The sequence below is a fragment of the Shimia sp. CNT1-13L.2 genome, assembly GCF_024331145.1.
Lineage (GTDB): Bacteria > Pseudomonadota > Alphaproteobacteria > Rhodobacterales > Rhodobacteraceae > Shimia.
Genome location: NZ_JANDJO010000002.1, coordinates 327,211 through 341,879 on the forward strand (window position 1 = coordinate 327,211; position 14,669 = coordinate 341,879).

Genomic DNA, 14,669 nt, shown 5'->3' on the forward strand with positions numbered 1-14,669 from the left:
TTTGCCTAGGGTGGAGTATCGAAAACCGAGGCATACTGAGTGCTTGGCACCCGAAGAATTGGGTGAGAGAGGCGTATTTTGAGTGGGATTGTGAAGTGGGACGAAATTGACCGTCTCGAGCATTGTCGTGACGTTGAGGATTTGTGGGCGCAGGCGCTGGGCCTGTTGTCAGGCATCGGTTTTGAGTTCGTGATCTACCTGACGGTGGACGAAGCCTTTGGCGCGCCGCAGCTGTTTTCCAATGCGCCTGCCGTCCATGCTGGCACCCCGGCGGCGAATGATCCGTTTCTGGCGCATTGTTGCAGCTCCTATGCGGCGACCTTCACGGGGGCAGAGTTTGTCGATGACTATGCCTATCTTGGCGAGCAGGAGCGGGCGTTCATCCGCGCCGCCAGCGAAAAGTCCGGGTTTCACGCCGGAATTGCCCTGCCTATGCGCCTGCAAGGGTCGGCGCGGTTCGGGGGCTTCAACCTTGGCACGGGCAAGACGCGCGCAGAGTTCAAGGCGATGGTCGAAGGGCGCATCGAAGAGTTGCGGTTCCTCTGCCTTGTCGTGCACCGCAAGATGGAAGAGTTGACGGCTGGTGGCGCGGGGGATGCCGCGTTCCGACAGCGGCTTCTGGCCCCGTTTCCAAAGGCCCGCGCCGCCCTTAGTCCGCGCGAGCAGGAGGTTATGTACCTGTTCAGCCAGGGCCTTAGCACCAAGCAGGCTGCCGAAGCCTGCCAGATTTCGACGCATACCGTGTCAGACTATGCCAAGAGCGCCTATCGTAAACTGGGCGTGCGCAACCGGGTGGCGGCGGTGCGTCAGTACGAGGCGCTATTGGCATCTGCCGAGGCCGCGGAGTAGGGCTCAGGCGGCTTTGCCGGACCAATCCACGCCCCGATCCCCATCAAGGAACCCGTCGGAGAGGGAACATCCCGGAGCGGCTGCGCGGATCGCGTCCGTGAGGCCGTCCGCGGTGAGCGTACCGTCGAGACGGGCGCGATAGGCGTCGATGATCTGCGTGAACCCTACGGATTGCGGCGAAAGGCGCAGGGCGCCAACGCCGGCATCGCGCAGGGCCTCGATCTGGTAGGCGGCGCTGGCGTGGGTCTGGGAGAGGGTTTGCACGCCATTCATGGTCAGAAATGGCTGGCCGTCGGTAGTGTCGACTTGCAGACCATCCGGATCGTCTTCGCAGGCAAACTGACAGTTGTCCTTGGTGCGCCCGTGCATGCGTGCGTGATAGCAGCGCCCCGAGATCGCCAGCGGCAGGCGACCGTGTCCCCAGACTTCGATGGTGAGGTCTTTGTCTTTGGCCGCATCGCACAATGCCTTGACGGACTCGAGGGGAAGTTCGGGCGGTAGGCAGATGCGCGTCGCACCCCGATCCGCGAGCCAGTTCAGCGTGCCTTCGTTGTAGACATTCACGAGGGGGCCGATGGAGAACGGCATGTCTGAGGGGATATGCGCCAGTGCGGTCAGGTCGTTCACTTCGACCTCGACACCCATTTCGGCCAGCGCATGCGTGGCAACCCGTTCGCGTTTCAATGTGACCAGAGCCAGCGAGGTGATGGCGACGGATTTTCCCGCGTTTGCAAGGGTTTCAAGGGCGGCGGGGATGCGATCCTGATAGAAGGGCATGCGTTTGGAGCACACAAGTTCACCCAGCGACACGCGGTCAACCGGTGATGCGGCCAGTGCATCGTAAAAGGCGGTCCAGTCTTCGGCTTTCCAGAAAAACTGGTTGGGACCAACGGTCAGTTCCATGCGGTTATCTCCAGGTTTTCTTGTAAGCGCCGGTGGTGCCGGCCTGTCCTTCCGACAGGCGGGCCAGCATCCCTTCGGGCAACGGGCGGCCTGCGGCTTCGGCTTCAACGGCAGCGCGGAAATTCCTGACCACCTGCGCCACGTAGGAACGCGAGCGTTGGCGGCCTTCGATCTTGAGAGCGGTGACGCCAGCCTTGGACAGGGCAGGGATCAGTTTTTCGGCATTCAAGCTGACCGGATCTTCGAACAGGTGCGCGGTTTTCTCGCCCGCCGTGAAACAGCCCTTGCACAGCGTCGGGTAGGGGGCGGGTTCGTCCTTGCCGACCTTGTGAATGGTATAGCCGCCAAGGCGGGCCGCCAGATCGGTGCCTTCTTCCTTGTATTCTACATGCGAGGCAGGAGAGCAGACGCCATTCATGTTGGGCGAACGTCCGGTGGCGTAGGACGACAGGGAACAGCGCCCTTCGGCCATCACGCAAAGCCCGCCGAAGACGAAAACCTCGGTTTCCACCTCGGTGCCATTGTTGATTTCAGCGATTTCCGGAACCGACAGGACGCGGGGCAGGACAACGCGCTTTACCCCGAACTCTGCGGCGTAAAAGTTGATGATGTCGGCATTTGCGGCGGCGGCCTGAACCGACAGGTGACGGCGCAGGTTCGGATGGGTCTTGGCCGCATGGGCAAGGAGGCCAAGGTCAGCGAGGATAACGGCATCTGCACCGGCGGTTTCGGCGTCGGCCACGGCGCGGTGCCAGATGTCCTCGGCGCCGGCGCGGGGATAGGTGTTGATCGCGACCAGAACCTTGGACCCGTGGGAATGGGCAAAGCGCACGCCTTCCATCATCTCTTCGCGGCTGAAGTTCAGGCCGGGAAAATTGCGGGCGTTGGTTTCATCGGCGAAACCGCAGTAAATCGTATGGGCACCCGCCTTGACGGCGGCGCGCAACGCGGCGGGGGTGCCTGCGGGGCAGACAATTTCCATCACCATGCCAGATCCTCTTCCTGACGGGTCAAAGCAACGCCGGTGCGGCGTTCGGCAAGCGCCACGAGGCGCTGAAGCGGACGGGCAAGAGGGCCGCTCAGGGCTCCGATCTCCTCGCCAAGATCAAGTTCCGCGTCGTCAATGGCATTGCGCAGCGCCAGAGCCGCCGAAGTGTCACCTTCGATCACCAGATCGCGGGAAAAGAACAGCGCATCGCCGTCATAGGCCCCATGCACAAGGCCCAGTAACGCAGCCAGCGGTCCGGCGATCCGGGCATGACCCTCGAGATCGCGCCGTGACAACAAGATGCGCGGCGCACCGCCCCGTGGTTCAAGGCACATCGTTACGGGGAGGTCAGTCGGATCAAGAATGAACCGGCTTTCCCCGTATTCGCCCAGTCGGCGGAACATGGAGGAGTGGCGCTTGGCAACGCTTCGGGACACCTGCGTCAGCGCGAGCGCCAAGGGGCGGAGCGGCATGAAACGCAAGGCACGGGCCAGCGGGGTTGGGAATATCGGGATGCTCAGGGCAGGCTCTTCTTGCAAACCTCTGGTCTTTCTTCTTGGCGACGTCGCGCGGTCTCCGAAAGTGTTGATAGACCCATGTCGCCGGGGCGCACTTGATGAAGGTCAAGTAGCGCGGATTTGGGCTCTGATATCGGCTTGCGGAAACAAGACCACGAGAGTGCCATGCGCGCCTTGCCGCCCCATCCCGACCTGCGCAGTTTCCTGGCCTGGGCCAGTGCCACGGATCAGTTTGCGCGTCTGGCCGAGCCGGTAGAGGTCGCGCATCGGATGACTGCGATCCACAAGGCGGTGCTTGAGCGTGGTGGTCCTGTTCTGCAATTTGACCGACCGGTTCTGGCGGACGGGTCGGTGGCCGGGATGCCCGTCGTGGCGAACCTGTTCGGAACACCCGAGCGGGTCGCGGCGGGGCTGGGAGTAGGCGAGGCACAGCTGGATGATCTGGGGGCATTCCTTGCTGCGCTGCGCTCTCCCACCCCGCCGTCGGGCGCACGCGATGCCCTGTCGCGCTGGCCGATGTTGAAGGCAGCGCTAGCGACGCGGGCCAAAACGGTGAAGCGAGCTAAGGTGCAAGAGATTGTTCTGGAAGGGGGAAGCGTGGATCTGGCGCGGATCCCTGTACAGACGCATTGGCCCGGTGATGCAGGGCCGCTGATCACATGGCCGGTTGTTCTGACGCGGTCGGCGCAAAGTGGTGTGGAGGACGTGAATGCCTATAACGCCGGGGTGTATCGGGCGCAGGTGATTGGGCGGGAACGGATCATCATGCGTTGGCTTGAGCATCGGGGCGGCGCGAAACACATGCGCAGCTGGATGGCGGCTGGGGAAAGAATGCCGGTGGCCATCGTGCTGGGGGCGGATGCGGCGACGCTCTTGTCGGCAGCACTGCCCTTGCCCGAGACGGTATCGGAACTGACCTTTGCCGGCGCGCTGGGTGGGGTGCGCCCTCGGGTGGTGCCTGCCAAGACCGTGCCGATGATGGTGCCGGCCGATGCGGAGATCGTGATAGAGGGCTGGATCAGCGCAGGCGACACCGCGCCAGAGGGGCCGTTCGGGGATCACACCGGATATTACAACGCGGCGGAACCCTTTCCGGTGATGCAGGTGACAGCGATCACCCATCGCGAAAATCCTCTTTACTTGTCGACGTTTACGGGGCGGCCACCGGATGAGCCCGCGATCATCGGCGAGGTGTTCAACCGCCTGTCACTACCGGTCATCCGCGATCAGATTCCAGAGATCAGGGATGTCTGGCTGCCACCGGCGGCCTGTTCTTACCGAATGGCGGTGATCGCCATCGACAAGCGGTACCCCGGGCAGGCGCAGAGGGTGATGATGGGGCTGTGGGGGATGTTGCCGCAGTTCAGTTATACCAAGATGATTGTCGTGGTGGATAATGATCTGGATGTGCGCAGTTGGGACGACATCGCCTGGGCGCTGGCGACGCGGATGGATCCGGCGCGGGATGTGACGATTCTGGAGCGTACGCCGATGGACTATCTGGATTTTGCCTCACCCGAACCGGGGTTGGCGGGGAAGATCGGGATTGATGCCACCCGCAAGATCGGGGCCGAGACCTCGCGGGAGTGGGGAGAAGTGATGGCGGTGCGTCCGCAAGATGCTGATTTCGCGGAAGATTTCCTTGCCCGCTGCCTGCCGGAGGTGCGGGTATGACGGCGCGGGTGGTTCTTGGGATCAGCGGGGCGTCGGGGGCGGCGTTGGGCGTGGCGGTGGCACGGAAACTGTGCGCGGTTCAGGCTGAGATTGACCTTGTTGTCAGCCCTGCCGCAGAGCGGACGCTGAGCGAGGAATGTGGCGCTAACGCTTTGGAAGGGTTGAAGAAAATCGCGTCTTCCTCACATGATGTGCGCGACGTGGGGGCGCGGATTGCCTCGGGGTCGGCACCTGTGGCGGGGATGATCGTTGCACCCTGTTCTATGCGCAGCCTTGCCGCCATTGCCAACGGGTTGGATGACAACCTGCTGACGCGGGCGGCGGGGGTGCAGTTGAAAGAGCGCAAGCCTTTGATTTTGCTGACAAGAGAAGCGCCGCTCACGCTGGCACACCTGCGCAATATGACAGCAGTGACCGAGATGGGAGGGATCATCCTGCCACCGGTGCCTGCCTTCTATCTGCATCCCGAAACCCTTGATGACGTGGTTGGGCAGATCGCCGCGCGGGCGGTTGATTTGCTGCGGATCGCGGCGCCTTTCGCGCAGGCCTGGATGCCGGAATAAGGGCCAAAAACCGGCGTATGTATTACGTCGGTATTACGTCGGTATTGCGGAGGTGCGGGTTTCGCCCGCCCCGTGAGGCGATTTCCGCGGGTTTGACCATCCACTCAAAAAAAATCCGATCCGAGCCTAACCAAAGTCAAGTCGGCGACTCGGGGGCAGGCGTACCTCTGGTTGCATCAAGTCAGTCAGTGGAGTCGCGCATGCTTGCGCAGAACTTTTACAGAGCAAGATCTCGCCGGGGGGCCGAAGCGCGCCTCCGGCGTCTTTTTGTTCCGGTTCTGGGGATGCTTGCGCTGATTTTGCAGATGATCTTGCCTGCGGTGTCGCAGGCGTCGGAAGGTGAGTGGATCGAAATCTGCGCCGAGTATGGCCCGGTGATGATGCAGATCGACTTTGAGGACGAAGAGGGCGAAGCCCCGTGTCCCGATTGCGGAGACTGCGTGATGTGCGCTGTATCCGTACCCGGCCTTTCCGATGCTGATCCGATGATTGTGTCGGTTGCGGCTTCGCTTTCGGAGGAGGCCCCGCTTGTCGGGGGGATTGCACCTGAGGGCGTGCGCTGGTTGCGCCCCATTACGCGCGGCCCTCCAGCTGCGCCCCAAGTTAGAACGGACCGCGCCCCGTGCGCGTTCATGGCGTATTCTCTAAGTGAAGGAGGTGCGCTGTGAGTGCAAAGCGCGCAATCTTTTCCTGGCTGAGTGCCGTGATCTTCATTCTCGTGTCGATCGTCGCGGCCGAGGTGAAAGCAGACAGCCTCGCCAGTTTTCTCCCTGATATTGCTCCTGAAGAGTTGGCTCCGGGCGCCGATGCCTTTGGGCCGGTGCGTGACGATGTCAAAGTTGCCCCGATCCTGAAGGGCGGCGAAACCGTTGCATGGGCCTTCCTGACGTCGGATTTCGTGGGCACCACCGGGTATTCCGGCAAACCCATCCACGTGGTTGCGGCCATTGATGACGACGCGGTGCTGACTGGTGTTAAGCTGGTCAAACACTCGGAGCCGATTGTTCTGATCGGTATCCCGGAATCCAAGATGGTGGCCCTGACCGAGGGCTATGCCGGGCTGGACCTCAAGATCGAGGCGGCCACGGGTGGTGAAGGTCACGAACTCGATATCATTTCCGGTGCGACCGTGACCGTGATGGTGATCGACGACAGTGTCGTGCGTGCCGGGATCAAGGTATCGCGGGCTTTGGGCCTTGGCGGGCTTTCACAGGTCGAGACCGGACCCAAACGCGAAATCGACATGGCCCGCGAGGGCACCGAAGACTGGTCGACCCTGTCGGGTGACGGATCGGTGCGCCGCATGACGCTCGATATTGGCCAGATCAACAAGGCCTTTGAAGACACCGGTGATGCCCGTGTTCTCAAACGTCCCGAACCGGGCGAGCCGGATGACACCTATATCGATATGCACGTGGCGCTGGCGTCGGTGCCGTCGATCGGCAAGTCGCTGTTGGGCGAGGCGGAATACAAGAACCTTGTCGAGTGGCTGGAACCCGGTGAGCACGCGATCCTGATGCTGGGCCGTGGGATCTATAGCTTCAAGGGCTCGGGATATGTGCGGGGCGGTATCTTTGACCGTATCCAGCTGATCCAGGGCGACAATAACGTCCGCTTTTTTGACAAGCAGCAGCGCCGTCTTGGTGAGCTGGCCACGGATGACAGCCCGAGTTTCGTGGAACTGGACCTGTTCAAGATCCCGGCCGATGTCGAGTTTGATCCGGCGCAGCCTTTCCGCATCCAGCTTTTGGCGCAGCGCGCGGTTGGCCCGATTGAAAAGACCTTTCTGACCTATGACCTCGGCTACAAGCTGCCCGAACAGTATCTGCTGCCGATGGCTGCGCCGAAGGTGATCGAGGATGCCACCAGCGAAGCGGCGGCCAAGTCGGCCTTGTGGAAACGCATCTGGAAAGACAAGACGTTTGAGATCGGTGTGCTGGGCGCAATGCTCCTGGTGCTGACGGGCGTGTTCTTCTTCCAGTTCCAGGCAACGGCGAATGCGCGTGTCTTCTACTGGTTCCGTATCGGCTATCTGACGGTCACGCTGTTCTTCCTTGGCTGGTACGCCAATGCGCAGCTGAGCGTGGTGAACCTGATGGCGCTTGCCGGTAGCCTGCGCAGCGGTTTCACCTGGGATGCTTTCCTGATGGATCCGCTGGTGTTCATCCAGTGGTTTGCCATCGCTGCCGCGCTGCTGTTCTGGGGGCGTGGGGCCTATTGCGGATGGCTGTGCCCCTTTGGTGCCCTTCAGGAGTTGCTGAACAAGATCGCACGCGCCTTCAAGGTGCCGCAGGTCACCCTGCCGTGGGGCCTGCATGAACGCCTGTGGCCTGCGAAATACATGATCTTTCTTGGTCTGTTCGGCCTGAGCATGGTGTCGATCCCGATGGCCGAGACCTATGCCGAGGTCGAGCCGTTCAAGACTGCGATCATCCTCAAGTTCGTGCGGGAATGGCCGTTCGTTGTCTTCGCCGTGGCCCTTCTGGTGGCCGGCCTGTTCATCGAACGCTTCTACTGCCGCTATCTCTGCCCGCTGGGCGGGGCGCTGGCGATCCCGGCCCGCATCCGCATGTTCGACTGGCTGCGCCGTTACAAGGACTGCGGCAGCCCGTGTCAGACCTGTGCCAACGAATGTCCGGTACAGGCGATCCACCCGACCGGTGAGATCAATCCAAACGAATGCGTCGACTGTCTGCACTGCCAGGTGCTGTACCAGTCCGACAAGAAATGTCCGGTGGTCATCCGTCAAATCAAGCGACGGGCGAAAACCGGCTCGGCGGACATCAAGATCCCTGTTCAGGGGAAACCGCCGGCAAATCACCCAAACGCCAAAACGACTTAGGATTCTTGAAGGAGGAAACCATGTCTGAAGAAACCAAGAAAGGCCTGTCCATGACCCGTCGGGGCATGTTGGGGGCAACCGCAACGGGGGCCGTACTGGCCGGTACCGGTGTGGGCAGCTCGCTCCTGACAGCCACCCCGGCACAGGCGGCAAACAATGCGCACCTCGCACCGGGTGACCTTGACGAGTATTACGGCTTCTGGTCGTCGGGTCAGACCGGCGAACTGCGTATCCTCGGCGTGCCGTCGATGCGCGAGCTGATGCGTGTTCCGGTGTTCAACCGTTGCTCGGCAACCGGCTGGGGCCAGACCAACGAGTCGCTGAAGATTCTGACCGAGGGCCTGCTGCCGGAAACCAAAGAGTTCCTGCATGCCAACGGCAAGGTCACCTATGACAACGGCGACCTGCACCACCCGCACATGTCGTTCACCGACGGCACCTATGATGGCCGCTTCCTGTTCATGAACGACAAGGCCAACACCCGTGTGGCCCGTGTGCGTTGTGACGTGATGAAGTGCGACAAGATCATCGAGATCCCGAACGCGCTTGATATTCACGGCCTGCGTCCGCAGAAATATCCGCGTACCGGGTATGTCTTTGCCAACGGCGAACACGAAGCACCGCTGGTCAACGACGGTTCGGTCCTCGACGACAAGTCGCAATACGTCAACATCTTCACCGCCGTTGACGGCGACGAGATGAAAGTTGCATGGCAGGTGATCGTGTCGGGCAACCTCGACAACACCGATTGTGACTATCAGGGCAAATATGCCTTCTCGACCTCGTACAACTCGGAAATGGGTGTGAACCTGGCCGAGATGACCGAGAGCGAGCTGGACCACGTTGTTGTCTTCAACATCAAGGCCATCGAAGCCGCTATCGAAGCGGGCAACTATCAGGAACTGAACGGTGCCAAGGTCGTTGACGGCCGCAAGGGCGCGCCGGGCAACCTGACGGCCTATATCCCGATCCCGAACTCGCCGCACGGTGTGAACGCATGTCCCGACAAGCGCCACATCATGATCAACGGCAAGCTGTCGCCGACCGTTTCCGTGATCGACGTTCAGAAAGTGGACGAGATCTTTGCAAACGGCGCCGATCCGCGTTCGGCTGTTGTTGCGGAACCGCAGCTGGGTCTTGGCCCGCTCCACACCGCGTTCGACAACCGTGGCAACGCCTACACTACGCTGTTCCTCGACAGCCAGGTTGTGAAGTGGGACATCCAGAAAGCCATCGACGCCTATGCAGGCAAGGATGTTGATCCGATCCTCGACAAAGTCGACGTTCACTATCAGCCGGGCCACAACTCGACCTCGATGGGTGAAACTGCCGAGGCAGACGGCAAGTGGCTGATTTCGATGAACAAGTTCTCGAAAGACCGCTTCCTGAACGTGGGTCCGCTGAAGCCGGAAAACGAGCAGCTGATCGACATTTCGGGCGACAAGATGAAGGTGGTCCACGACGGCCCGACCTTTGCCGAGCCGCACGACTCGATCATTGTTCACCGTTCGAAAGTGAACCCGGTCAACACCTGGGACCGCAATGACCCGATGTGGGCTGATGCGCGTGCGCAGGCAGAGGCAGACGGCGTTGATCTCGACGACTGGCAGGACACTGTCATCCGCGATGGCAACAAGGTCCGCGTCTACATGACCAGCCAGGCGCCGAACTTTGCGCTGGAAACCTTCACCGTGAAGCAGGGCGACGAGGTCACCGTGATCGTCACCAACCTGGATGACATCGACGATCTGACCCACGGCTTCTGCATGGCGAACTTTGGTGTTGCCATGGAGATCGGGCCGCAGGCGACGGCCTCGGTTACTTTCGTTGCCGAACGTCCGGGTGTTCACTGGTACTATTGCCAGTGGTTCTGCCACGCGCTGCACATGGAAATGCGCGGCCGCATGTTCGTAGAACCGCGCGGAGCGTAAACCATGCGTTGGTTCCTGCTCATAGCATCACTGATGGCGACCCCGCTTGGGGCCGCCGACTGGGACGTGCCGAACCGGGCAGGGGCCATTGCCGAAATACTGGCGCAGGCGGCGGATGGAGACACCCTCCGCCTGAGCCCCGGCACCTATGCCGAAAACGTGCTTCTGGATCGGCCGATGATCCTTGATGGGCAAGGCCATGCCACCCTTGACGGACAGGGCGAAGGTTCGGTCGTCACGGTGGACGGGCCAGACGTGATTGTTCGCGGCCTGACCGTTCTGGGATCGGGTTCAAGCCACGAGACCATCGACAGCGGTATCAAGCTGACCAAGAAGGCGACGCGGGCGCATGTGCTCGACAACGTCGTTCTGGGCAATCTCTATGGTATCGACATTCACGGCGCCAAGAAGTCGCTGGTCGCCCGCAACCGGATCGAAGGACGTCTTGACCGTCGCATGAACTCGCGCGGGAACGGCATCTATGTCTGGAACGCGCCGGGCGCGGTTGTTGAAGGCAACGACGTGCGCTTTGGGCGGGACGGGATTTTCGTGAACTCGAGCCGCCGCAACATCTTTCGCGACAACCTGTTCCGCGATCTGCGCTTTGCGGTTCACTACATGTACGCTGATGACAGCGAGGTCACGGGCAACGTTTCTATCGGCAATGATCTTGGCTATGCGGTGATGTTTTCCACCCGCGTGAAAGTGGCCGACAACGTATCGATCGGAGACCGGGAACACGGTGTCATGCTGAACTATGCCAACCGGGGCGAGATCAGCGGCAACTATGTTGTGAACGCGCAGGAGAAGTGCACGTTCCTTTACAATTCACACAAGAACATGTTCCGCGACAACTGGTTCGAGGGATGTGGGATTGGCATTCATTTCACCGCCGGAAGCCAGGACAACCGCATCCTTGGCAATGCCTTCATCGGCAACCGTACGCAGGTGAAATACGTCTCGACCAAATGGGTCGAGTGGTCCGAAGAGGGCAAGGGCAACTACTGGAGCGACTTTGCCGCCTTTGATGTGGATGGCAACGGCATCGCCGATGCGCCCTATCGCCCGAATGACAGCATGGATCACGTGCTGTGGACCCAACCCTCGGCGAAGCTGCTTCTTGGCTCGCCTGCAGTGCAATTGGTGCGCTGGTCGCAATCCGCTTTTCCGGCCCTGTTGCCGGGCGGTGTGATCGACAGCCACCCGATGATGAAACCCGTCAGACCCGACGTCAGCGAAAAGGTGCCTCATGACGGATAAGGCTTTGGAAATTTCAAGCGTCAGCAAGGATCGCGGCAAGGTGCGCGTTCTGGACGACGTGACTTTGACCGTGCAGCCCGGTGAGCGCGTGGCGCTTTTGGGCCATAACGGCGCGGGCAAATCGACCCTGATCAAATCGGTGCTGGGGCTGACCCCGATCCACGGCGGCGCAATCCGCGTGGCGGGGGCAAAACCGGGCAGCGGCAAGGCGCGGACGGCCACGGCCTATCTGCCCGAGGCGGTGAGCTTTCACCCGGCACTGACCGGACGCGAGCAATTGACCCTGTTTGCGCGCCTGTCTGGCGAAAAGGCCGATGTGCCGGGGTTGCTGGCCCGTGTGGGATTGGGCGAGGCGATGGATCGCCGGATTGGCGCCTATTCCAAGGGGATGCGCCAGCGTCTGGGATTGGCGCAGGTTCTGCTTGGCCATCCAAAGGTGGCCCTGTTGGACGAGCCGACCAGCGGTCTGGACCCGATTTCGCGGCAGGACCTTTATGCCATCATCGACGAGTTGGCGGCGCAGGGGACAGCGGTGCTGATAGCCAGCCACGCCCTGACCGAAGTCGAGGCCCGGACCGACCGGATTGCCATCATGCGCAAGGGGGTGCTGGTGGCGGATGATACGCTTGAGGGGCTGAGCGCGCGGGCCGGTCTGAAGACCAAGCTGCGCATTCGCGCAACGCAGAATGCCGATGCGGTGGCCGCCGAGATTGGCGGCACGCGGATCAACGGGGCCTCGGTGGAGATCCTCTGCGGGCCGGATCAGAAGATGGCCGAGCTGCGCCGGATCACCCAGCTGGGCGAGGCCGTGGCCGATGTCGAGATCACGCCACCGCGCCTTGAAGACCTTTATCGCCACTATGCACAGGAGGCAGGCCAATGATGCGTTTTCTTGCCATTGCATCCTCGGAGATGCGTATCCTGCGGCGGAACCGCTGGCTGTTCACCGCGACGTTGATCATGGTGCTGTTTGCGCTGGCGCTGACCTTTGCCGGCAGCGCGCCGACCGGATCGCTGGGGGTTGATATGCTGACGGTGTCCGTGGCCTCGATGACCACGCTGTCGGTGTATCTAGCGCCGCTTCTGGCGCTGATGATTTCCTTTGATGCCATCGCGGGCGATGCCGACCGTGGCAGCCTTGCACTGTTGCTGAGCTATCCTGCCGGGCGGGGCGAGGTGCTGTTAGGCAAGTTTGCCGCGCATCTTGCGGCGCTGGGCTTTGCCATGCTGATCGGGTTCGGCACGGCAGGGGCGGTGGCGGCCTGGTACGGCGGCGCGGGGCCAGAGAGCCTTATGGCGCTGGCACGGCTGATCGCGACGTCGATCCTGTTGGGCGGGGTGTTCCTGACCCTTGGCTATCTGATGAGTGCGCTCAGCAAGACCGCGACGGCGGCGGCGGGCATGTCGGCGGGGCTGTGGCTGGTGTTCGTGGTTCTGTTCGATCTTGGCCTTCTGGGGGCCGTGGTGATGGACGAAGGCGGCGTGTTTACCCGCCAGGTTTTCCCCTGGGTGATGGTGGCCAATCCGGCGGATGCCTTCCGTGTCTGGAACGTGGCGGCCTCGGAAGGGGTGGCCCTGACCAGCGGCATGGCAGGCGCGGCGAATGCACTGCCGGACTGGGCGGCGCCGGTCTCGCTGTTGCTGTGGCCGTTCATCGGCTTTGCCGCCGCGCGTCTTGTGTTCCGGAGGATCGAACCATGAGGATCATTCCCGCCCTTCTGATGGCCGCGATTGCGGTGGCCGGGTGCAAGGAGGAAGAGGCCAAGGCCCCGCCTGCGCCGGTGGAGCTGACCGAAGAGGCGTTGAGCTTTTTCTGTCAGATGAACATTGCCGAACACGGTGGTCCCAAGGGGCAGATCCATCTTGAGGGATACCCTGTGCCGCTGTTCTTTGCGCAGGTGCGCGACATGGTGGCCTATCTGAAAAGCCCCGAGCGTGATGCGGAAATCCTTGCCGTCTATGTCAGCGACATGAGCGTCGCGGCGAGTTGGGAACAGCCGGGTTCGGACAATTGGATTGCCGCAGATGGCGCCAGTTTTGTGGTGGGCGCACCGGTGGCCGGTGGCATGGGCGCGCCCGAGATCGTGCCCTTTGCCTCGCCAGAAGGCGCTGCGCAGTTCCTGAGCACCTACGGCGGCGAGGTGCTGCCGCTGAGCGAGATACCCGATGAGGCCGTTCTTGGCCCTGTCGATTTTCAAATTGCCCTGGAGACCCCGTCATGACCCAATTGAACCGTCGTCGCTTTCTCGCCATTTCCGCCGCGATGGGCGTGGTGCCGGCCCTGGCGCAGGCCGAGGTTGCCCGCTGGCAGGGACGTGCCCTTGGCGGGCAGGTTTCGATGCAGCTTGTCGGCGTGCCCGAGAGTGAGGCCCAGTCGGTGTTTGCCGCTGTTGAGGCCGAGCTGGCGCGTCTTGAGGGTATTTTCAGCCTTTACCGCAGTGACTCGGAGGTCAGCCGCCTGAACCGTGACGGGGTGCTTGAGGCGCCGTCGCCAGAGTTGTTGCAGGTTCTGAGCGTTGCCGGAGCGGTTCACACGGCGAGCGGCGGTCACTTTGATCCGACCGTACAGCCGCTGTGGCAGGCGTTGGCCGAAGGGCGCGACCCTCAAAGGGCGCAGGAAAAAGTTGGCTGGCAGCGCCTGCGCTTCGATACCGACCGTGTCGTTCTGGACGGGGCGCTGACCCTGAACGGGATTGCCCAAGGGGCGATCACCGACCGGATTTCCGACCTTCTGAAGGCGCGGGGCCTGCGTGACGTGCTGGTCGACATGGGCGAGATTGCCGCCATTGGTGGCCGTGCGGACGGCACGCCCTGGGCGGTTGGCGTGGCCCGGCCAGAGGGTGACGTGGTTGCGCGCCTGAAAATGACCGATCGTGCCCTTGCGACCTCTGCGCCGCTTGCGATGTCGCTTGGCAATGGGGGGCATATCCTTGGTCCGAACGGCCAAGCGGCCACGGCCTCTTTGGTTTCGGTGTCGGCCTCGCGCGCCGTGCTTGCGGATGCGCTGTCCACGGCGCTGTGTCTTGTCGAGCCGAGCATGGCGGTGGAACTGGTGTCCCACTTCAAGGGCGCAAGGATCGAAGTTCTGGTCTGAGGATCAGGGGATTGCGGAAACAGAGAAGGCGCGGGATTTCTCCTGCG

Annotated in this window: 14 protein-coding genes; 11 read left to right on the plus strand and 3 right to left on the minus strand. The window is 62.0% G+C overall.

Annotated features, from left to right (window positions below):
- Positions 1-78 precede the first annotated feature (78 nt).
- Positions 79-849, plus strand: a complete 771-nt coding sequence (locus NNA36_RS05325; RefSeq protein WP_255104895.1) for a LuxR family transcriptional regulator — start codon at positions 79-81, stop codon at positions 847-849.
- 3 nt (positions 850-852) lie between these two features.
- Here the strand turns inward: NNA36_RS05325 and NNA36_RS05330 are convergent, their stop codons facing one another.
- From NNA36_RS05330 to NNA36_RS05340, 3 genes are read right to left on the minus strand one after another with little or no spacing between them, the layout of a single operon-like run.
- Positions 853-1,752 (minus strand): U32 family peptidase, encoded by a 900-nt coding sequence (locus tag NNA36_RS05330; protein ID WP_255104897.1) that lies wholly within the window; start codon positions 1,750-1,752, stop codon positions 853-855.
- 4 nt (positions 1,753-1,756) lie between these two features.
- Positions 1,757-2,734, minus strand: a complete 978-nt coding sequence (locus NNA36_RS05335) for a peptidase U32 family protein (RefSeq protein WP_255105593.1) — start codon at positions 2,732-2,734, stop codon at positions 1,757-1,759.
- Positions 2,734-3,279 carry an SCP2 domain-containing protein gene (locus NNA36_RS05340; protein WP_255104900.1) on the minus strand — a complete coding sequence of 182 codons (546 nt, stop codon included), beginning with the start codon at positions 3,277-3,279 and terminating at the stop codon, positions 2,734-2,736. Before NNA36_RS05340 ends, NNA36_RS05335 begins: the two co-directional genes overlap by 1 nt.
- A 144-nt stretch (positions 3,280-3,423) precedes the next feature.
- On the opposite strand from NNA36_RS05340, the gene NNA36_RS05345 reads away from it, so the two are divergent.
- From NNA36_RS05345 to NNA36_RS05390, 10 genes are all read left to right on the plus strand, one after another.
- Positions 3,424-4,932: a UbiD family decarboxylase gene (locus tag NNA36_RS05345; protein WP_255104903.1), complete on the plus strand. Its 1,509-nt coding sequence runs from the start codon at positions 3,424-3,426 to the stop codon at positions 4,930-4,932.
- A complete protein-coding gene (locus NNA36_RS05350) occupies positions 4,929-5,495 on the plus strand; it encodes a UbiX family flavin prenyltransferase (RefSeq protein ID WP_255104905.1) in 567 nt (188 codons plus the stop codon). The genes NNA36_RS05345 and NNA36_RS05350 overlap by 4 nt, the downstream gene beginning before the upstream one ends.
- 200 nt (positions 5,496-5,695) lie before the next feature.
- Entirely contained in the window at positions 5,696-6,163 is a 468-nt protein-coding gene (locus NNA36_RS05355) for a DUF2946 family protein (protein WP_255104907.1), read from the plus strand.
- The gene (locus NNA36_RS05360; protein ID WP_255104908.1) at positions 6,160-8,337 is read left to right on the plus strand and encodes a NosR/NirI family protein; all 2,178 of its coding nucleotides are present in this window, start codon (positions 6,160-6,162) and stop codon (positions 8,335-8,337) included. Before NNA36_RS05355 ends, NNA36_RS05360 begins: the two co-directional genes overlap by 4 nt.
- Positions 8,338-8,357: 20 nt before the next feature.
- Positions 8,358-10,268: a TAT-dependent nitrous-oxide reductase gene (nosZ, locus tag NNA36_RS05365; protein ID WP_255104910.1), complete on the plus strand. Its 1,911-nt coding sequence runs from the start codon at positions 8,358-8,360 to the stop codon at positions 10,266-10,268.
- Between the two features lie 3 nt (positions 10,269-10,271).
- On the plus strand, positions 10,272-11,528 hold the full coding sequence (locus tag NNA36_RS05370) for a nitrous oxide reductase family maturation protein NosD (protein WP_255104912.1): 1,257 nt from the start codon (positions 10,272-10,274) through the stop codon (positions 11,526-11,528).
- A complete protein-coding gene (locus tag NNA36_RS05375) occupies positions 11,518-12,411 on the plus strand; it encodes an ABC transporter ATP-binding protein (protein ID WP_255104915.1) in 894 nt (297 codons plus the stop codon). Before NNA36_RS05370 ends, NNA36_RS05375 begins: the two co-directional genes overlap by 11 nt.
- Complete coding sequence (locus NNA36_RS05380) at positions 12,408-13,229, plus strand: ABC transporter permease subunit (RefSeq protein ID WP_255104917.1); 822 nt, start codon at positions 12,408-12,410, stop codon at positions 13,227-13,229. The genes NNA36_RS05375 and NNA36_RS05380 overlap by 4 nt, the downstream gene beginning before the upstream one ends.
- Positions 13,226-13,750: a nitrous oxide reductase accessory protein NosL gene (locus NNA36_RS05385; RefSeq protein ID WP_255104920.1), complete on the plus strand. Its 525-nt coding sequence runs from the start codon at positions 13,226-13,228 to the stop codon at positions 13,748-13,750. Before NNA36_RS05380 ends, NNA36_RS05385 begins: the two co-directional genes overlap by 4 nt.
- Positions 13,747-14,622 carry an FAD:protein FMN transferase gene (locus tag NNA36_RS05390; protein ID WP_255104922.1) on the plus strand — a complete coding sequence of 292 codons (876 nt, stop codon included), beginning with the start codon at positions 13,747-13,749 and terminating at the stop codon, positions 14,620-14,622. Before NNA36_RS05385 ends, NNA36_RS05390 begins: the two co-directional genes overlap by 4 nt.
- Positions 14,623-14,669 lie beyond the last annotated feature (47 nt).